17 protein-coding genes are annotated in these 19962 nt (G+C 62.7%); 1 reads left to right on the top strand and 16 read right to left on the bottom strand.

Going from position 1 to position 19962, the window contains the following annotated elements; translation table 11 throughout:
- Position 1: 1 nt before the first annotated feature.
- Genes rplP through rpsJ form a run of 9 tightly spaced genes read right to left on the bottom strand, consistent with a single transcriptional unit; the run spans position 2 to position 4708 of the window.
- Complete coding sequence (gene rplP, locus ACSVIE_RS03355; RefSeq protein WP_021472412.1) at positions 2-418, bottom strand: 50S ribosomal protein L16; 417 nt, start codon at positions 416-418, stop codon at positions 2-4.
- Entirely contained in the window at positions 419-1240 is an 822-nt protein-coding gene (gene rpsC / locus ACSVIE_RS03350) for a 30S ribosomal protein S3 (protein ID WP_387435059.1), read from the bottom strand. It lies immediately after the preceding gene.
- Positions 1241-1606, bottom strand: coding sequence for a 50S ribosomal protein L22 (gene rplV / locus ACSVIE_RS03345; RefSeq protein ID WP_426003639.1), 366 nt, complete (start codon positions 1604-1606; stop codon positions 1241-1243).
- Positions 1607-1644: 38 nt separating this feature from the next.
- Positions 1645-1926, bottom strand: coding sequence for a 30S ribosomal protein S19 (rpsS, locus tag ACSVIE_RS03340; RefSeq protein WP_003803803.1), 282 nt, complete (start codon positions 1924-1926; stop codon positions 1645-1647).
- Positions 1927-1938: 12 nt separating this feature from the next.
- Positions 1939-2778: a 50S ribosomal protein L2 gene (gene rplB / locus ACSVIE_RS03335; protein ID WP_021472409.1), complete on the bottom strand. Its 840-nt coding sequence runs from the start codon at positions 2776-2778 to the stop codon at positions 1939-1941.
- 29 nt (positions 2779-2807) lie between these two features.
- The gene (gene rplW / locus ACSVIE_RS03330; RefSeq protein ID WP_021472408.1) at positions 2808-3113 is read right to left on the bottom strand and encodes a 50S ribosomal protein L23; all 306 of its coding nucleotides are present in this window, start codon (positions 3111-3113) and stop codon (positions 2808-2810) included.
- Positions 3110-3727 carry a 50S ribosomal protein L4 gene (gene rplD / locus ACSVIE_RS03325; RefSeq protein ID WP_426003640.1) on the bottom strand — a complete coding sequence of 206 codons (618 nt, stop codon included), beginning with the start codon at positions 3725-3727 and terminating at the stop codon, positions 3110-3112. Before rplD ends, rplW begins: the two co-directional genes overlap by 4 nt.
- Positions 3728-3731: 4 nt before the next feature.
- Entirely contained in the window at positions 3732-4382 is a 651-nt protein-coding gene (rplC, locus tag ACSVIE_RS03320; RefSeq protein ID WP_426003641.1) for a 50S ribosomal protein L3, read from the bottom strand.
- Between the two features lie 17 nt (positions 4383-4399).
- Positions 4400-4708: a 30S ribosomal protein S10 gene (gene rpsJ, locus ACSVIE_RS03315; RefSeq protein WP_003803825.1), complete on the bottom strand. Its 309-nt coding sequence runs from the start codon at positions 4706-4708 to the stop codon at positions 4400-4402.
- Positions 4709-5091: 383 nt separating this feature from the next.
- On the opposite strand from rpsJ, the gene ACSVIE_RS03310 reads away from it, so the two are divergent.
- Positions 5092-6525 (top strand): GH1 family beta-glucosidase, encoded by a 1434-nt coding sequence (locus tag ACSVIE_RS03310; protein WP_442423006.1) that lies wholly within the window; start codon positions 5092-5094, stop codon positions 6523-6525.
- A gap of 24 nt (positions 6526-6549) precedes the next feature.
- Here the strand turns inward: ACSVIE_RS03310 and ACSVIE_RS03305 are convergent, their stop codons facing one another.
- The 7 genes from ACSVIE_RS03305 to ACSVIE_RS03275 all read right to left on the bottom strand — a co-directional run bounded on the left by ACSVIE_RS03305 (position 6550) and on the right by ACSVIE_RS03275 (position 19904).
- On the bottom strand, positions 6550-6675 hold the full coding sequence (locus tag ACSVIE_RS03305) for a hypothetical protein (protein ID WP_426003644.1): 126 nt from the start codon (positions 6673-6675) through the stop codon (positions 6550-6552).
- A gap of 24 nt (positions 6676-6699) precedes the next feature.
- Entirely contained in the window at positions 6700-10971 is a 4272-nt protein-coding gene (locus tag ACSVIE_RS03300) for a hypothetical protein (protein ID WP_442423005.1), read from the bottom strand.
- 156 nt (positions 10972-11127) lie between these two features.
- Positions 11128-12318, bottom strand: coding sequence for an elongation factor Tu (gene tuf, locus ACSVIE_RS03295; protein ID WP_021472401.1), 1191 nt, complete (start codon positions 12316-12318; stop codon positions 11128-11130).
- Positions 12319-12549: 231 nt separating this feature from the next.
- Positions 12550-14664, bottom strand: coding sequence for an elongation factor G (fusA, locus tag ACSVIE_RS03290; protein ID WP_166183604.1), 2115 nt, complete (start codon positions 14662-14664; stop codon positions 12550-12552).
- A gap of 69 nt (positions 14665-14733) precedes the next feature.
- Positions 14734-15204, bottom strand: a complete 471-nt coding sequence (gene rpsG, locus ACSVIE_RS03285) for a 30S ribosomal protein S7 (protein ID WP_021472399.1) — start codon at positions 15202-15204, stop codon at positions 14734-14736.
- A gap of 1 nt (position 15205) precedes the next feature.
- Positions 15206-15580, bottom strand: coding sequence for a 30S ribosomal protein S12 (gene rpsL / locus ACSVIE_RS03280; protein ID WP_009358312.1), 375 nt, complete (start codon positions 15578-15580; stop codon positions 15206-15208).
- 424 nt (positions 15581-16004) lie between these two features.
- Entirely contained in the window at positions 16005-19904 is a 3900-nt protein-coding gene (locus ACSVIE_RS03275) for a DNA-directed RNA polymerase subunit beta' (protein ID WP_442423004.1), read from the bottom strand.
- Positions 19905-19962 lie beyond the last annotated feature (58 nt).

The following is a 19962-nucleotide window of genomic DNA, read 5'->3' as shown; positions in this document are numbered from 1 at the left end:
TCTATTCACCACCTTCGCGACGCACAATGCGTGCCTTCAACGGGAGCTTGTGGATTGCCAGGCGCAGTGCCTCGCGAGCTACCTCTTCATTGACACCGGAGAGTTCGAACAGAACCCGGCCCGGCTTGACGTTTGCGACCCACCACTCCGGGGAACCCTTACCGGAACCCATACGGGTTTCAGCAGGCTTCTTGGTCAGCGGACGGTCCGGGTAGATGTTGATCCAGACCTTACCGCCACGCTTGATGTGGCGGGTCATCGCGATACGGGCGGATTCGATCTGACGGTTGGTAACGTATGCCGGGCTCAGTGCCTGGATACCGTACTCACCGAAGGTGACCTTGGTGCCGCCCGTAGCAGCGCCGGAACGACCCGGGTGGTGCTGCTTACGGTGCTTGACTCGACGTGGGATAAGCATTTAAGCCTGTCCTCCTTCTGCTGCAGGAGCAGCAGCTTCAGCGGCCGGTGCTTCAACGGCAGCAGGTGCTGCCTCAGCTGCCGGACGGTCGTTACGACGACGGCGGTCGCCACCCGGGCGGCCCGGACGGTCTCCACCACGGCCACGGGACGGGGCAGCAGCTGCCTGCTGGGCCAGTTCCTTGGCGGTGACGTCACCCTTGTAGATCCAAACCTTCACACCGATGCGGCCGAAGGTGGTCTTGGCTTCGTAGAAGCCGTAATCGATGTTCGCGCGGAGGGTGTGCAGGGGCACACGGCCTTCGCGGTAGAACTCCGAACGGGACATTTCTGCCCCGCCCAGACGGCCCGAGCAAGCAACACGGATACCCTTGGCACCCGCACGCTGTGCGGACTGCATGGCCTTCTTCATCGCACGGCGGAAAGCCACGCGGGAAGTCAGCTGCTCAGCGATGCCCTGGGCAACCAGCTGTGCTTCGATCTCGGGGTTCTTGACCTCGAGGATGTTCAGCTGTACCTGCTTGCCGGTGAGCTTTTCGAGCTCGCCGCGGATGCGGTCTGCCTCGGCGCCGCGGCGGCCGATAACGATGCCCGGACGTGCCGTGTGGATGTCCACGCGGACGCGGTCGCGGGTGCGCTCGATCTCAACCTTGGCGATGCCTGCACGCTCCATGCCCGTGGACATGAGCTGACGGATCTTGATGTCCTCGCGGACAAAGTCCTTGTAGCGCTGGCCCGGCTTGTTGCTGTCAGCGAACCAGTGCGAAACGTGGTCGCTGGTGATGCCGAGTCGGAACCCGTGCGGGTTTACTTTCTGTCCCACTTAGCGAGCCTCCTCTTTCTCCGGGGTTGCGACGACCACGGTGATGTGGCTGGTCCGCTTCTTGATGCGGTATGCGCGGCCCTGGGCACGCGGCTGGAACCGCTTCATGGTGGGGCCCTCATCAACGAATGCTTCGCTGATGAAGAGGTCGGTCTCGTCGAATGCAACGCCGTCGCGGTCCGCGAGGACACGTGCGTTGGCCATTGCCGACTGAAGTACCTTGAAGACCGGCTCCGAAGCTGCCTGCGGGGCAAACTTCAGAATTGCCAGAGCCTCATTCGCTTGCTTGCCACGAACAAGGTTGACGACGCGCCGGGCCTTCATAGGCGTTACGCGGATGTGACGCGCAATTGCCTTGGCTTCCATTGCTTTCCTTCTCTCGTCTAAGACGTAAAGCCAGGCGCCTAGCGGCGCTTGCCCTTACGGTCGTCCTTAACATGGCCGCGGAATGTCCGCGTCGGAGCGAATTCGCCGAGCTTGTGCCCGACCATCGACTCAGTGACAAACACCGGAATGTGCTTGCGTCCGTCGTGTACGGCGATCGTGTGTCCGAGCATGTCGGGGATGATCATCGAACGGCGGGACCAGGTCTTGATGACGTTCTTGGTGCCCTTCTCGTTTTCCCGTGCGACCTTCACAAAGAGGTGCTGGTCAACGAAAGGACCTTTTTTCAGGCTGCGTGGCATGTGTCCAGGCTCCTATCGCTTGTTCTTGCCAGTACGGCGGCGACGAACAATAAGCTTGTCGCTCTCTTTGTTCGGACGGCGGGTGCGGCCCTCGGGCTTGCCGTTGGGGTTGACGGGGTGACGGCCACCGGAGGTCTTGCCTTCACCACCACCGTGCGGGTGGTCAACCGGGTTCATGGCTACACCACGGACGGTCGGGCGGACGCCCTTCCAGCGCATACGGCCGGCCTTGCCCCAGTTGATGTTCGACTGCTCGGCGTTGCCGACCTCGCCGACGGTTGCGCGGCAGCGCACGTCAACGTTGCGGATTTCGCCGGAGGGCAGGCGCAGCTGTGCAAAGCGGCCTTCCTTGGCGACGAGCTGGACCGAAGCACCTGCGGAGCGGGCCATCTTGGCGCCGCCACCCGGACGCAGTTCAACTGCGTGGATCACGGTACCGACGGGGATGTTGCGCAGCGGCAGGTTGTTGCCCGGCTTGATGTCAGCGTCGGGACCGGCCTCGACGAAGTCACCCTGGGACAGCTTGTTCGGAGCGATGATGTAACGCTTGGTGCCATCAACGTAGTGCAGGAGGGCGATGCGAGCCGTACGGTTCGGATCGTACTCGATTTCGGCAACGCGGGCGTTGATGCCGTCCTTGTCGTGACGACGGAAGTCGATCAGACGGTACTGGCGCTTGTGCCCACCACCCTTGTGGCGGGTGGTGATCTTACCGGTGTTGTTACGGCCGCCGGTCTTGTGCAGCGGACGCAGCAACGACTTTTCCGGAGTCGACCGCGTGATTTCAGCGAAGTCGGCTACGCTCGAGCCGCGACGGCCCGGGGTAGTCGGCTTGTATTTACGGATTCCCATAATTTATTTCCTCGTTAAAGTGGTCTCCGCTACGCGAGCGGACCGCCGAAGATGTCGATAGTGCCTTCTTTGAGGGTGACAATCGCACGCTTGGTGCTCTTGCGCTGTCCCCAGCCGAATTTGGTGCGCTTGCGCTTACCGGCACGGTTGATGGTGTTGATCGATTCGACCTTGACGGAGAAGATCTTCTCCACGGCCAGCTTGATCTCGGTCTTGTTCGAGCGAGGATCCACCAGGAAGGTGTACTTGCCTTCGTCGATCAGACCGTAGCTCTTTTCCGAAACGACGGGTGCAAGCACGACGTCGCGCGGATCCTTGATGGTGGTTACGCTCACTTGGAGGCCTCCTCGTTCTTTGCCTTGTCAGCGACGAACGCATCGAAAGCAGCCTTGGTGAAGACCACGTCGTCGGAGATCAGCACGTCGTAGGTGTTCAGCTGGTCTGCGTACAGAACGTGAACATCTGCGAGGTTGCGCACGGACAGTGCAGCAACGTCGTTGGCGCGCTCGATAACAACGAGCAGGTTCTTGCGCTCGGAAACTGCGCGCAGCGACGCCAGGGCTTCCTTGGAGGACGGCTTGGTGCCGGCAACCAGGGACTCGAGGACGTGGATGCGGCCGTTGCGGGCGCGGTCAGACAGGGCGCCGCGGAGTGCAGCAGCCTTCATCTTCTTGGGGGTGCGCTGCGTGTAGTCGCGCGGGGTCGGACCGTGGACAATGCCACCGCCGGTCATGTGCGGTGCACGGATGGAACCCTGGCGGGCGCGGCCCGTGCCCTTCTGCTTGAACGGCTTGCGGCCGGCACCGGAAACTTCGGCGCGGGTCTTGGTCTTGTGGGTACCCTGGCGGGCAGCAGCGAGCTGGGCGACGACGACCTGGTGCAGCAGCGGCACGTTGGTCTGGACGTCGAAGATCTCTGCAGGCAGGTCTACCTTGACAGTGCTAGTCATTGAACTAGGCTCCCTTCACGGCGGAACGTACGAGTACGACCTGGCCGCGGGCACCGGGGACGGCACCCTTGATAAGGAGCAGCGACTTCTCAACGTCAACAGCGTGAACCGTGAGGTTCAGCGTGGTGTGACGAACGGCGCCCATGCGGCCGGCCATTTTCAGACCCTTGAAGACGCGGCTCGGGGTGGATGCGCCACCGATGGAGCCAGGCTTACGGTGGTTCTTGTGGGCACCGTGGGAGGCGCCAACGCCGGAGAAGCCGTGACGCTTCATAACACCGGCAAAGCCCTTACCCTTGGTGGTGCCAACGACGTCGATCTTCTGGCCGGCTTCGAAGATCTCAACAGAGAGCTCCTGGCCCAGCTCGTAGGATGCGGCGTCTGCGGTACGCAGTTCGACCACGTGGCGGCGAGGAGTTACGCCGGCCTTCTCGAAGTGACCAGCCAGCGGCTTGGTGACCTTGCGGGGGTCGATCTGGCCGTAGCCGATCTGGACGGCGACGTAGCCATCGGACTCCGCATTGCGGAGCTGGGTGATGACGTTGGAGTCAGCCTGGACGACAGTTACCGGGATGAGCTTGTTGTTCTCGTCCCAGACCTGGGTCATGCCGAGCTTCGTGCCCAACAGGCCCTTTACGTTACGGGTTGCGGTCATAGTCTCTCAGCACCTCCCTAGAGCTTGATTTCGATGTTCACGTCAGCCGGCAGGTCGAGACGCATGAGCGAGTCAACAGCCTTCGGCGTGGGGTCGATGATGTCGATCAGACGCTTGTGAGTACGCATTTCGAAGTGCTCACGGCTGTCCTTGTACTTGTGCGGAGAGCGGATAACGCAGTAAACGTTCTTCTCCGTGGGCAGCGGCACCGGGCCGACTACCGTTGCGCCTGCGCGCGTGACCGTCTCAACGATCTTCCGCGCTGAAACATCAATGACCTCGTGGTCATATGACTTCAGCCGGATGCGGATTTTTTGTCCCGCCATGTCGCCTGACTCTCTTTCAGCTAGTGCTGCTCTAGTTAGGGCTGCTCTGTTTACTTACCTGTTGTGTGGCCGCCGAAGCGTTTGAGGTAATACCACCACTCGCCGCACAAGCTGAATCCGGAATACTCCGGGTTCCTCAACCTGCCGGCGCACCGACCCCCGCGGTCGGGCGTGTCGCGATTTTCACGCAAACTCGACCGCAATCCATGGGGTTCAGGGTTATGTTTGGGCTTCAGCCTGGACCCTGGCACCCGGCATTATCCGGATCGGGACGCGAAGAAGCGCTTGAACAACTCATCCAGTATGCCGGAATTATCAAGCAAAGGCCAATCGGGGCTGCCGGAGCCATTGCCAGCCCCGCCACCGGCTGTGGATGATGGAGCATGACAGTCCAGGATACGGGTTCGGTGGAAGATCTGGCCGCCAGGCTCCGCCCGGGATTCACCCTTGGCGTCGCTTCGGCCGCGTTTCAGATCGAAGGTGCACTGACGGCCGACGGACGGGGCCCTTCGGGTTGGGACGCGTTCGCGGAAAAGCCCGGAACAATCATCGACGGCGGATCCCCCGCCATTGCGTGCGACCACTACAACAGGGCCGATGAGGACATTGCCCTGATGCAGGAACTCGGTGTCGACTCCTACCGCTTCTCATTATCCTGGCCCCGGATCCAACCGGACGGGCAAGGCGCCGTCAATCAACGCGGGCTGGAGTTCTACGACCGCCTGCTGGATAAACTCCTTGCCGCCGGCATCTCCCCCATGGTGACGCTCTACCACTGGGATACTCCCTTGCCGCTGGAACATGCGGGCGGGTGGATGAACCGGGATACAGCTGAGCGACTTGCCGCCTACGCCGCCGTGGCAGCGGAACACTTCGGCGACCGGGTGGATTCCTGGGTCACGGTCAACGAGCCGGTCTCGGTCACCCTGCAGGGCTACGCGTTGGGTGCCCATGCCCCCGGGCTCCGGTTGCTCTTCGACTGCCTTCCCGCCGCCCACCACCAACTCCTGGGGCACGGCCTGGCAGTGCAGGCCCTCAGGGCTGCCGGGGTCAAGGGCCGGATCGGACTGTCCAATATGCACTCCCCCGTCCGCCCGGCCGGCAACCGGCTTTCGGACCGCCTCATGGCCGAAGCCCTGGACCTGATCCTGAACCGGATCTATGCCGATGCGGTACTCCTTGGGCAATACCCCAAACCGTCGCTTCCGCTGTGGCCCTGGTTCCGATCACTGGGCCCGGTGCTGGACGGCGACCTGGAAACCATCAGCCAGCCCTTGGACTTCTACGGCTTGAACTATTACTACCCCATCAAGGTTGCTTCCGGCCGCGGTCCCGCGGAGATTCCCACCGGCCAGGCCGAGGAGATGGTCAACGTCCCCTTCCACCTGGCGGCCTACCAGGAATATGAGACCACAGGTTTCGGCTGGCCGGAGGCACCGGAACAGCTGGCGATACTGCTGCAGGAAATGACCGAGCGGTACGGCGATGCCTTGCCTCCCGTGTACATCACGGAGGGCGGCGCAAGCTTCCCGGAGCCTTCGCATGTGGACGGCCCGGTGCAGGACACCGATCGGATCAGCTACCTGGCAGAGCACCTTGGCCATGCATTGACGGCAACGGGGCCGGGCGGTCCCGCCGAGGGCATGGATCTTCGGGGTTATTACGTATGGACGCTCATGGACAACTTTGAGTGGGCCGCCGGGTACTCCCAACGGTTCGGGCTTGTCCATGTTGACTTCGAAACCCTGGAGCGCACGCCCAAGGAGTCTTATTACTGGTATAGATCCTTGGGACGCGCACGCCGGCACCAGCCCTAGCCCGGCCGGGTTAAAACAGGCGTTCTATCTGTTCTTGTTGGCTCGATTGATCCGTTTTGCGCGGTCGATCTCGTTGCGGAAATACTTCCGGCCCCACAGCACGGCTGCGCCAATTCCGGCAATGACTGCCAAGACGATCAGGAATTCCATGATGCTCCTCTCCTGTCAGCAACCTTAGCGGATGCGGTCGGGGCGCGACTCCACGTGATAGCCCGGGGACTCCTGGGCCCCGTCCGGCGCAGCGGGTGGCTTCCGGTTCAACCGCCACACAGCTACAACGATCAGGGCCAGCGCAACCAGTGCCAGCATGGCGAACGCGTAGGACCGCAAGGCCCACATGATGCTGAGAGCCACCCCTGCGGCACCCCACCACACAAACATCCGTTCGGCCAGCAGAAGGCCCGCCACCAGCAGGAGCACATGGGCCGCGAGGACATACACCTGTTGTGACGGCGTGCCACCCAGGACAGTTCCCAAAGAGGTCAGTGCCAAAACGCCCGCCGTCACACCCAAACGCCAGCGCGCTTCGTGCCGCTGGCCCTTGAAATAGCGCAGTCCTGCCAGAACAGCTCCGGCCACCACATACCATTGCGCGGCCCAGAACCACTCCGGGGAACCAACTCCCACAAAGAGGACCGCCCGTTGCACGGCGGCGAGCGAGACCAATCCCGCGACCTCTCCGGCAAGCCACCTGCCGTGTGGCACTTCGATGACCACGATGACCCCCGCAACCATAACGAGGCCAGCGGCCGTGAGGGCAGTGGGATCGCTCGCAAGCCCAATGGCGGCAGAAGCTGCCAATGCGCCCACCGCAGTACCGGCAAGCCCATTCCGGCGCCAGGGTTGATCCGTGATGCCTGCTCCTCCGAACCAGCGAACCGGATACAGGAGTGCGGCAAGGCCAACACCGCCCACGAGCCAAGGCATGAAAACAGCCCAGGCTCCATTCCCGGGACCCAGCAAACCTTCGGCTGCAGGTACTGCACCCACCAGCGCCGACGGCGCTGCCGCAGCATAAAGCGACGGCATATCCAAAAGGTGGGATGCAACGAACAGCACGAGGGCCAGCACCAAAACCGCCAGACCGGTCAATGAGTAGGACACATCAAGGGTCAGGAGTCCGCCCAGGAGCGTGAACAAGAGAGCGGCAACCAACCACAACCACCGTTCTGCCGGGACCACCGAACGCGAGGCGGTCCGCTTGCGGCGTTGCAGAAGGACCTGGGCCCCCGCAACGGCCACTGCCAGTCCCAGGAAGACCAGAGGCCCTTGGTATCGGTCAAGGATGGGTTCGGACAGCCACGTATTTGCCGGGAAGGCCACAGCAGGACCGGCGGCCACAACCAGGGCTGCTACGGAGGCCACGCCGAAGTACATGGCACCGCCCAACTCCTGGACACGCCGCATGATCGCTGCTGAAGCCGGGACCAGTGCCAACTCGAGGAGGACCACCCAACGGCCACCGGCGTCGTGATTCCCTATCGCAAGGTACGCCAGCGGCACGGCAAGCTGGGCAGCCAGGACAGCCCACGCAGCCCCACGCTGGTAAGGGAGGTCCCGAAGGCGGCCACGGAAGAGCAGGACCAAAGTCGGTTGCAGCACCAGTACGGTTGCCAAAGCAAGGGAAGCCGCTGCCGGAGAATCCGTCAGATCCGCGGCCAGGACGGTGACCAAAGCAGCGGTCAGGACGCGCGCAGCAACAAGGTACGCCCCCTGTACCCTCCCGGGCTGCACAGCAAACACCATGACGATGCCGTAGAGGGAGAACACGCCCAGCAGGGCCTCGACATCCCCGACGTCGCCGGACCTGAGCAGCAGGAGAAGTGCCAGGGCAGCGGGTGCCATGACCCACGTGGCGGGCACCCTCCGCAGAAAGAATCCCGTAGTCAGCGCAGCCGCGGCTGTTACCAGGGCCGCAACCCCCGGCTGCCAGCTGTGTCGGAACAGGGGTGCGCTCCAAACACCGGCTGCCGTGAGGAACGATGCCGCCGCACCCATGACCAGCAGGAGCAATCCGGCGTCGAGACGGGCGGCGTCCGGTGACCGGCGGCGGGTGGCTGGAAGGAGTGGCAGAAGGAGCTGGCCCGCCGCAAGCAGCACCAGCACCAAGGCCGCCGAAGGAATTTCGCCCGCGATCCGGGGGCTCCATCCATGCCGGACGGCATCAGCGTACGCCGACACCGCGAGGACAGTGGCTGCCCCTCGGGCAAACCACCAGTAGTTCCGGCGTCGGCTGGAGTCGGGGAGGCGAAGCGCCAACAGGACCAGGTATCCGGTCAACGCCAGGAGGACGGCGTTGCCCAGCGTGAGCGAGACCGTCACGAAGCCAATGACACCACCCACTGCCGCCGTGACAGGTCCGAGCAACTCCGCAATGGTTGGCCGAGGGGGTGAAGGCCTGCTTCCAGCTGGCTCCTCCCCGGAAATCCGAGGCCGCAGAACGAGGCACAACCCGGCCAGCAATCCCGCTGCTACCACGGTGGAAACGCCCGCAACCACCAAGGGCTTCCCGGCAGCCCCGTCCAGCCAGGAAAGAACCGGCAACCCGACCAGTGCGGCACCACCGAAGGAGGCAGCAGAGGCCTGCGGCCCGGCCAACCTGACCCCGCGGTGTTCCAGGACGGCACCCACCATCTGCTGCGCTGCGGAGGCGAGCACCGCGGCCAGGACGACGTATGCACTCCTGTCGGGAGAACCGTCCAGGGCACCCGCGACGATGGCGGGAACCGAGAAGGTCAAGGCCACCCGCGCCGCAAGGACCAAGGGCTTCCGGTACGGTGCCGATATGGCGGCGCGGGCAAACCAGTAAACGGCAGCCGACCCTGCAAAGGCCGCCACGGACCAGGCATCCAGCACGGGGACAAAGGGCACGATGACTGCGAGGACACCGCCGGGAGCAAACTCTGCACCGTGGCCCAGCTTCCAACCACAGGCCATGGCAGTCACCATGCAGACGACGAAGGGAAGATAGGTGGGGATACCGGAACCTTGAAGGGCAAGAACCACCGCAAGGACGGCAGCGATGACGCTCTGCAGGCCCAGGCAGGAGACGGCGTCGTTCCACCAAGACCCCGGGATGATCCGGCGCCCAGCCAAGCTGACACCTACGGCCTGTCCACCCAGCGTGATGACGGCCGCCAGCATGACATAGGTGGCGTCCTCCGAGAGATCCCACACCAGGCCGAGAAGCGCCAAGGTCAAGGCGATACGCGCAGCATGGAAATGCTGGATGCGGTATCGAACGCCTGGGACGGCCACCATCACGGCGAAGTAGGCCCCGCACATTGCCATCACCAGCGGGTACTCCCCCTTGCCCAGCAAATGCGGCATGCACGTTACGGCAACCGCGGCAAGCGGCACCACGAAAGGGTGCAACTGTGCCAACGGCTGCAGGAAGAGCGGAGGTATCCAGCGAGGCTGAACCAGTGCCACGACCGTGGAGATGATGGCGACACCAATGAGTGCGGTGAAGTACCACACGAGTGCCCCGCCCAGGATCGAGACACCCGACCAGGCGGTGGAAACCATGAAGGTGAGCGACAGGAACGCCAGCACCTTGCTGTCCAACCGGAGCGCGGCATAGACATACGCTCCCGTGCCAACCAAAGAGGTGATCAGCCAGGCAGCCGGGCCATGGTGGAAGGCAAAGTTGTACATGGCAAGCCCCAGGATGGGCACCAACGCAAGGCCCGTGCCCACGAAGGCCACTGCCGCGGGTTTCAGTCTGGGAACCCGGCGGTGGATGACCAGACCGGCTCCGTAGAAGAGAGCTGTGATGCCGCAAATGCCGGCGAAGCGAAGCGGCACAGGGAGGCTGGTGCCGACGAACAACGCGCCTGCGGCAACCAGCAGCAGGCTGGCAACATACAGGGTGACATTGATGTTTTGCTGGTCGCGCCGCGCCTTGCGGGCGGCAGCCTCCTCCGGTGTTTCCTGCACGGGCGTGAACGGAGCGGGACGGGGTGGCACGGGTTGGGCTGGCGCGGGACGGGGTGGCGCGGGATGGGCCGGTGCGGGACTCACAACAGCCGGCGTGAACGGAGCAAGCTTCGGGGCGGGTGCGAGGCCGTGGGCCGGCTGCGGCACAGGCGTCGCCAGAGGCGGCAATTGCCCGGCAGGAGCTGCCGCGGTCTGCATGGGGAGCGGTGACTGTGGAGCCGGCAGCGGCAACCCACCGCTGCCAGGGAGCGGCAATGCCGGAAGGTCGGCTGGAGCGGCTGACTGGACCTGGTCCACTCCCCCTGCCTGGTGGCGGCCTGCGGCCGTCACTGCATCACGCCAGCCCGCGAGGTGTCCAGCCAGGTATCCCGCCTGATACGCGGATTCCTGCTCCACTTTCGTTGCCGGGGCGCTCCGCAGCTTGGCCGTGCGGCCCACATGGGACCCCCAGGCGAATCCAATGGAGCCCACTACGGCAACCAGCATCAGAACCAGCAGTGCAGTCATGGCAGACCCTTTCGAAGCACCGGACACAACAAGGAACCGGCGTTTATCCAATCGATAGATAAATCATAACAAAGAAGAACCCCACCGGCGATGCGGTGGGGTTCTTCTGTGGGTAACTTCCGGCTGACCGGAACCTTCCCGATCTACAAGCAGAAACTACTTGATGATCTTGGTAACACGTCCCGAACCAACGGTGCGGCCACCTTCACGGATAGCGAAGCCGAGGCCCTCTTCCATTGCGATCGGCTGGATGAGCTCAACGGTCATCTCAGTGTTGTCGCCGGGCATAACCATTTCCGTGCCCTCGGGCAGGGTGATAACGCCGGTAACGTCCGTCGTACGGAAGTAGAACTGCGGGCGGTAGTTCGAGTAGAACGGGTTGTGACGTCCGCCTTCGTCCTTGGAAAGGATGTAGACGTTGGCCTCGAAGTCGGTGTGCGGGGTGATGGAACCCGGCTTGACGACAACCTGGCCACGCTCGACATCGTCGCGCTTGAGGCCACGGAGCAGGAGGCCACAGTTTTCGCCGGCCCATGCTTCGTCGAGCTGCTTGTGGAACATCTCGATACCGGTAACCGTGGTCTTCTGGATCGGGCGGATGCCGACGATCTCGACCTCGGAGTTGATGGCGAGGGTACCACGCTCGGCGCGGCCCGTAACAACGGTGCCACGGCCGGTGATGGTGAAGACGTCTTCGATCGGCATCAGGAACGGCTTGTCGCGGTCACGAACGGGGTCCGGAACAGACTCGTCGACAGCTGCCATCAGGTCCTGGACGGACTTGACCCAAACCGGGTCGCCTTCCAGTGCCTTCAGACCGGAAACGCGAACGACGGGAGCGTCGTCACCGTCGAAGCCCTGCGAGCTCAGGAGCTCACGAACTTCCATTTCAACGAGGTCGAGGAGTTCCTCGTCCTCAACCATGTCGGACTTGTTCAGTGCGACCAGCAGGTAGGGAACACCAACCTGGCGGGCGAGCAGAACGTGCTCACGGGTCTGGGCCATCGGACCATCGGTAGCGGCAACCACGAGGATTGCGCCGTCCATCTGGGCAGCACCGGTGATCATGTTCTTGATGTAGTCAGCGTGACCGGGGGCGTCAACGTGTGCGTAGTGACGCTTCTCGGTCTGGTACTCCACGTGGGAGATGTTGATGGTAATACCGCGCTGGCGCTCTTCCGGAGCAGAGTCGATGGACGCGAAGTCGCGCTGCTCGTTGAGATCCGGGTACTGGTCGTACAGCACCTTGGAAATGGCGGCAGTCAGCGTCGTCTTACCGTGGTCAACGTGACCAATGGTGCCGATGTTGACGTGCGGCTTAGTCCGCTCGAACTTTGCCTTTGCCACAGGTTCCTCCTAGAACGATTTCAAGTGACGTGCTCCTCGGCCGCGCTTTTCGCGGCAGAAACTCTAGCAAGTCTACTTGGGGGCTTGGTTTTGGTGAAATTGCAGATTCAGGAACCAATGGTAGTTCCTAGAGCCTGTTCGCGCAGGGGGCCGGGCCACGGTTTCCACCGCGGCCCCGCCTACTGCGCTGTGATGCCTTCCCGGAACCGGAACTGCATCCGATCCGGGTGATTACTCGCCGCGGGTCTTCTGGATGATCTCGTCGGCAACAGCCTTCGGGACCTCCGCGTAGCTGTCGAACGTCATCGAGTACACAGCGCGACCCTGGGTCTTGGACCGCAGGTCACCGATGTAGCCGAACATTTCGGACAGCGGCACGTTCGCACGGACCACCTTCACGCCGGCAGCATCTTCCATGGACTGGATCATGCCACGGCGGGAGTTGAGGTCACCGATCACGTCACCCATGTATTCCTCAGGGGTACGGACCTCGACGGCCATCAGGGGTTCGAGCAGGACAGGGTTCGCCTTGCGGGCGCCTTCCTTGAACACCTGGGAACCGGCGATCTTGAACGCCATTTCGGAGGAGTCGACATCGTGGTAGGCACCGTCGAGCAGGATCGCCTTGACGCCCACCATCGGGTAACCGGCCAGGATACCGAACTGCATGGCGTCCTGGATACCAGCGTCAACGGAGGGGATGTATTCACGCGGAATACGGCCACCGGTGACCTTGTTCTCGAACTCGTAGAACGTGCCGTCCGTGGTTTCCAGCGGCTCGAAGGAGACCTGGACCTTTGCGAACTGGCCCGAGCCACCGGTCTGCTTCTTGTGGGTGAAGTCGACCTTCTCCACAGCGCGCTTGATGGTTTCGCGGTAGGCAACCTGCGGCTTGCCGACGTTTGCCTCGACCTTGAATTCGCGGCGCATACGGTCAACGAGGATGTCCAGGTGAAGTTCACCCATACCTGCGATAACGGTCTGGCCGGTCTCTTCGTTGAGGGACACCTGGAAGGTGGGGTCCTCGGCGGAGAGCTTCTGGATAGCCGTGGAGAGCTTCTCCTGGTCACCCTTGGTGTTCGGCTCGATCGCAACCGAGATCACAGGCTCCGGGAAGCTCATGGACTCGAGGACGATCTGGTTGGCGGGATCGCACAGGGTGTCACCGGTGGTGGTGTCCTTCAGGCCGATCGCAGCGTAGATGTGGCCGGCGGTAGCGCCCTCGACAGGCATTTCCTTGTTGGCGTGCATCTGGAAGAGCTTGCCGATGCGCTCCTTCTTGCCCTTGGTGGAGTTGACCACCTGCGCACCGGAATCAACGTGACCGGAGTACACGCGGATGAAGGTGAGCTGGCCGAAGAAGGGGTGTGCGGCGATCTTGAACGCAAGAGCGGAGAACGGCTCGTCAGCGGAGGGCTTACGGGTCAGTTCCTTCTCTTCGTCGCGGGGATCGTGGCCGATCATCGCGGGAACGTCCAGCGGGTTCGGCAGGAAGTCCACAACAGCGTCAAGCATCGGCTGGACACCGCGGTTCTTGAAGGCAGAACCACAGAAGACCGGGTAGAGCTCGGAGTTGATGGTCATCTTGCGGATGCCGGCCTTGAGCTCTTCGAGGGTGAGTTCTTCACCTTCGAGGTACTTCTCCATGAGTTCCTCGGATGCCTCGGCAACAGTCTCAACGAGCTGTGCGCGGTATTCCTCGGCCTTTTCCTTGAGGTCGGCAGGAATTTCCTGGACCTCGTAGGAAGCACCCATGGTGACGTCGCCCTTGGCGTCGCCAGGCCAAACCAGCGCGCGCATTTCAAGGAGGTCGACGACGCCCACGAAGTCGTTCTCGGCACCGATCGGCAGCTGCATGACCAGCGGCTTGGCGCCGAGGCGGGAGATGATGGTGTCCACGGTGAAGTAGAAGTCAGCGCCCAGCTTGTCCATCTTGTTGACGAAGCAGATACGCGGGACGTTGTACTTGTCAGCCTGGCGCCAAACAGTCTCGGACTGCGGCTCCACGCCTTCCTTGCCGTCGAACACTGCAACTGCACCGTCGAGGACGCGCAGGGAGCGCTCAACCTCAACCGTGAAGTCCACGTGGCCCGGGGTGTCGATGATGTTGATCTGGTTCTTGTTCCAGAAGCAGGTCACGGCCGCGGACGTGATGGTGATGCCGCGTTCCTTTTCCTGTTCCATCCAGTCGGTCGTCGAAGCACCGTCGTGTGTCTCGCCGATCTTGTGGTTCACGCCTGTGTAGAACAGAATGCGCTCGGTAGTAGTGGTCTTGCCGGCATCGATGTGGGCCATGATGCCGATGTTGCGGACCTTGTTAAGGTCGGTAAGCACGTCCTGTGCCACGGGGTCTCCCTTTCGGATGGGCTACACGTTCGCCGCCGGCTCATTGAGCCGGCGGCGTCCGGGAAGTTTTTACCAGCGGTAGTGTGCGAAGGCCTTGTTGGACTCGGCCATCTTGTGGGTGTCTTCGCGACGCTTCACAGCGGCACCGAGACCGTTCGATGCATCCAGGATTTCGTTCTGGAGACGCTCGGTCATCGTCTTTTCACGGCGGGCCTTGGAGTAGCCCACGAGCCAACGCAGTGCGAGGGCGGTGGAGCGACCCGGCTTGACCTCAACCGGAACCTGGTAGGTGGCGCCACCAACACGGCGGGAACGCACCTCGAGGGAAGGCTTGACGTTGTCCATGGCCTTCTTCAGGGCTGCGACGGGGTCGCCGCCCGTCTTGGCACGGGCACCTTCGAGGGCACCGTAAACGATGCGCTCTGCGGTGGACTTCTTGCCGTCGATCAGGACCTTGTTGATCAGCTGCGTGACCAACGGGGAGCCGTAGACGGGATCTGAAACGAGCGGCCGCTTGGGGGCCGGACCCTTGCGAGGCATATTACTTCTTCTCCATCTTTGCGCCGTAGCGGCTGCGGGCCTGCTTGCGGTTCTTGACACCCTGGGTGTCGAGGGCACCGCGGACGATCTTGTAGCGGACACCCGGGAGGTCCTTCACACGACCACCACGGACGAGCACGATGGAGTGCTCCTGCAGGTTGTGGCCAACACCGGGGATGTAGGCGGTAACTTCAACGCCACCGTTAAGGCGCACACGTGCAACCTTACGAAGAGCCGAGTTCGGCTTCTTCGGAGTGGTGGTGTAAACGCGGGTGCAAACACCGCGGCGCATCGGGCTGCCCTTCAGCGCGGGAGCCTTGGTCTTGGAGACCTTCGGCGTGCGGCCCTTGCGGACCAGCTGGTTAATCGTAGGCACTTTCGTGTTCTCCGTTGTTTGATCTCTGCCCCCACACACAGGCGCCAGCCGGTGCTCAGTGGGAACTTTGGCGTTGCTCATGCAGCCAGCGAATCTACCGGTAGGCGTGCAAAAGTGCGGCATTCGTTGCGCAAGTTGCCCGCAACCCGGAAACAGGCTCCACACCCAACACCATGAGAACAAAACCAAAATGATGTTGCGGCGGCCTTCATCCACTGCCACACAGAACAATTACGAATAGTCTAGCACGGCTTGATCTGCCGCCTTAATCGGGTGTATGGAGGCCCGACGGCGGCAGCCAGGTACCGCCGTCGGGCCTCCACTCCCCCGGGTCACCGGCCGCAACGGCACGCTTAACGGACCGGGCCCCGCACTCCGAAGAGTGCGGGGCCCGGCCTTCAATCATTGGCTACTGCCGCCGGTGTCAGCGGAAGTCGTTGCCGAGATCGTAGTCATCCAGCGGGATGGCGTGGAACTCGGGAGCACCGTCGCCGCCCAGGGCGTCATAGGAGAAGTCGGTGAAAGCGCTGGGGCCCGTGAACAGGCTTGCCTTTGCTTCCTCCGTCGGCTCCACCGTGACCTGGGTGTAGCGGGGCAGACCCGTACCGGCCGGGATGAGCTTACCGATGATGACGTTCTCCTTGAGGCCGAGCAACGGGTCGCTCTTGCCTTCCATGGCCGCCTGCGTCAGGACGCGGGTGGTCTCCTGGAACGATGCTGCGGACAGCCAGGACTCGGTCGCCAAGGAGGCCTTGGTGATACCCATGAGTTCCGGACGGCCGGAAGCCGGTGCCTTGCCCTCGGACACAACGCGGCGGTTCTCGTCCTCGAAGCGGGCGCGCTCTGCCAGCTCACCGGGGAGCAGCTCGGAGTCGCCGGACTCGATGACGGTCACGCGGCGCAGCATCTGGCGGACGATGACCTCGACGTGCTTGTCGTGGATACCAATACCCTGGCTGCGGTAAACGCCCTGCACTTCGTCCACGAGGAACTTCTGTGCCGCACGCGGACCCATGATGCGCAGAACCTGCTTCGGGTCCACCGGACCGTTGATCAGCTTCTGGCCAACACTGACGTGCTCGCCGTCCTCGATGAGGAGGCGGGAACGGCGCAGTACCGGGTAGGCAATCTCTTCGGAGCCATCGTCCGGAGTGATCACCAGGCGCATCTGGCGCTCGGACTCTTCGATGGTGATACGGCCGGCTGCTTCCGCAATCGGGGCCACACCCTTCGGAGTACGGGCTTCGAACAGTTCCTGGATACGGGGCAGACCCTGGGTGATGTCATCGCCACCACCGGCGGAAACAGCACCACCGGTGTGGAACGTACGCATGGTCAGCTGGGTACCGGGCTCACCGATGGACTGTGCGGCAATGATGCCCACGGCCTCGCCGATGTCCACGGTCTTGCCGGTGGCCAGCGAACGGCCGTAGCAGAGTGCACAGGTACCAACCTTGGACTCACAGGTGAGTACGGAGCGGACCTTGACCTCGGTGATGCCTGCAGCCAGCAGCTGGCCGATCACGACGTCGCCGCAGTCGGTGCCGGCAGGTGCCAGGACGTTGCCCTGGGCATCCACGACGTCGACAGCCAGCGTACGTGCGTAGGCGCTGTTCTCGACGTTCTCGTCCAGGACGAGTTCACCGTTGGAATCCGGCACCGCGATCGGGGTGACCAGGCCACGCTCGGTACCGCAGTCCTCTTCGCGGACGATGACGTCCTGCGAAACGTCCACCAGACGACGGGTCAGGTAACCCGAGTTGGCGGTACGCAGAGCGGTATCGGCAAGACCCTTACGGGCACCGTGCGTGGCGATGAAGTATTCCAGCACCGACAGGCCCTCACGGTAGGAGGACTTGATCGGACGCGGGATGATCTCACCCTTCGGGTTGGCCACAAGACCACGGATACCCGCAATCTGGCGGACCTGCATCCAGTTACCACGGGCACCGGAGGACACCATGCGGTTGATGGTGTTCATCGGGGACAGGCTGTCACGCATTGCCTGGGCGATCTCGTTGGTTGCCTTGTTCCAGATCTCGATCAGTTCCTGGCGACGCTCGTCGTCGTCGATCAGGCCCTTGTCGTACTGGCCCTGGATCTTGGCAGCCATGTTCTCGTAACCGGCGAGGATGCCCGGCTTGGTGTCCGGAACCTCGATGTCGGAGATTGCCACAGTGACACCCGAACGGGTTGCCCAATAGAAGCCGGCATCCTTCAGGTTGTCCAGCGTTGCAGCCGTGACGACCTTCGGGTAACGCTCGGCGAGGTCGTTGACGATCCGGGACAGCTCGCCCTTGTCCGCAACAGCCTCAACCCACGGGTAGTCCTCGGGCAGGGTCTGGTTGAAGATGACCTGGCCCAGGGAGGTTTCAACGAGCGCCGGCTGGCCGGGCTCCCAACCTTCCGGAGCTTCCCAACCTGCGTAAGGAACGAAGTTCTCCAAGCGGATCTTCACCTGGGAGTTCAGGTGCAGTTCGCGGGCGTCGAAGGCCATGATGGCTTCCGACACAGAGGAGAACACGCGGCCTTCGCCGGCGGAGCCGACGCGCTTGGTGGTCAGGTGGTACAGGCCGATGATCATATCCTGCGAAGGCAGGGTCACCGGACGGCCATCGGAGGGCTTCAGGATGTTGTTCGAGGACAGCATCAGGATGCGGGCTTCGGCCTGGGCTTCCGGGCTCAGCGGCAGGTGGACTGCCATCTGGTCGCCGTCGAAGTCAGCGTTGAAGGCGCCACAAACCAGCGGGTGAAGCTGGATTGCCTTGCCTTCAACAAGCTGCGGTTCGAAGGCCTGGATGCCGAGGCGGTGCAGGGTAGGTGCACGGTTGAGCAGCACCGGGTGTTCGGTGATGATCTCTTCGAGCACATCCCAGACCTGCGGACGGTAACGCTCGACCATGCGCTTTGCCGACTTGATGTTCTGCGCGTGGTTGAGGTCAACCAGGCGCTTCATCACGAACGGCTTGAAGAGCTCCAGTGCCATCTGCTTGGGCAGGCCACACTGGTGCAGCTTCAGCTGCGGGCCGACAACAATCACCGAACGGCCGGAGTAGTCGACGCGCTTGCCGAGCAGGTTCTGGCGGAAACGGCCCTGCTTGCCCTTGAGCATGTCACTCAGGGACTTCAGCGGACGGTTGCCCGGACCGGTGACCGGACGGCCACGGCGGCCGTTGTCGAAGAGGCTGTCAACAGCTTCCTGAAGCATGCGCTTCTCGTTGTTGACGATGATCTCCGGAGCACCAAGGTCAAGCAGGCGCTTGAGTCGGTTGTTGCGGTTGATCACACGGCGGTAGAGGTCGTTGAGGTCGGAGGTCGCGAAGCGGCCACCGTCCAGCTGGACCATCGGGCGCAGTTCCGGCGGGATCACCGGGACGGCGTCGAGAACCATGCCGAGCGGGCTGTTGTTGGTGGTCAGGAACGCGTTGACGACCTTGAGGCGCTTGAGGGCACGGGTCTTGCGCTGGCCCTTGCCGTTCTGGATGACATCGCGCAGTGCCTCGGCTTCAGCCTGCATGTCGAAGGTCTCAAGGCGCTTCTTGATGGCCTCGGCACCCATGGAACCTTCGAAGTACATGCCGTAGCGGTCACGCAGTTCGCGGTACAGGCCTTCGTCACCTTCGAGGTCTGCGACCTTGAGGTTCTTGAAGCGGTCCCAGACCTGCTCCAGGCGCTCGATGTCGGCGTCGGCACGCTTGCGGACGTTCGCCATCTGGCGGTCGGCGGAGTCGCGGGCCTTCTTCTTGTCGGCACCCTTGGCACCTTCGCCTTCAAGACGGGCAAGCTCGTCTTCAAGGTCGCGGGCGATCTGGGCGATGTCGCTGTCGCGGTTGTCCACGAGCTGCTTCTTCTCGAGATCGTGCTCGACCTGGAGGTTGGGCAGCTCAGCGTGGCGGTTTTCCTCGTCAACGCTGGTGATCATGTAGGCAGCGAAGTAGATGACCTTTTCGAGGTCCTTCGGTGCCAGGTCCAGGAGGTAGCCAAGGCGCGACGGAACACCCTTGAAGTACCAGATGTGGGTAACGGGAGCGGCGAGTTCGATGTGGCCCATGCGCTCACGGCGTACCTTGGCGCGGGTGACTTCGACGCCACAGCGCTCACAGATGATGCCCTTGAAGCGGACGCGCTTGTACTTGCCGCAGTAGCATTCCCAGTCACGGGAAGGTCCGAAGATCTTCTCGCAGAAAAGACCGTCCTTCTCGGGCTTGAGAGTGCGGTAGTTGATGGTTTCCGGCTTCTTGACCTCACCGTATGACCAGCCACGGATGTCTTCCGCGGTGGCGAGGCCGATCTGCATGAGGCCGAAGGAGGATTCGCTGGACATGTGGTCCCTGTTCTCTCTTGTTCTCTAAATTCTGAAGTCTTGGTTACGGAAAGAGGGA

Origin of the sequence: Paenarthrobacter sp. NCHU4564, from assembly GCF_052156435.1 — a bacterium.
Lineage (GTDB): Bacteria > Actinomycetota > Actinomycetes > Actinomycetales > Micrococcaceae > Arthrobacter.
The sequence above is the reverse complement of the archived record's forward strand: the minus strand, read 5'-3'. Positions and strand labels throughout refer to the sequence as shown.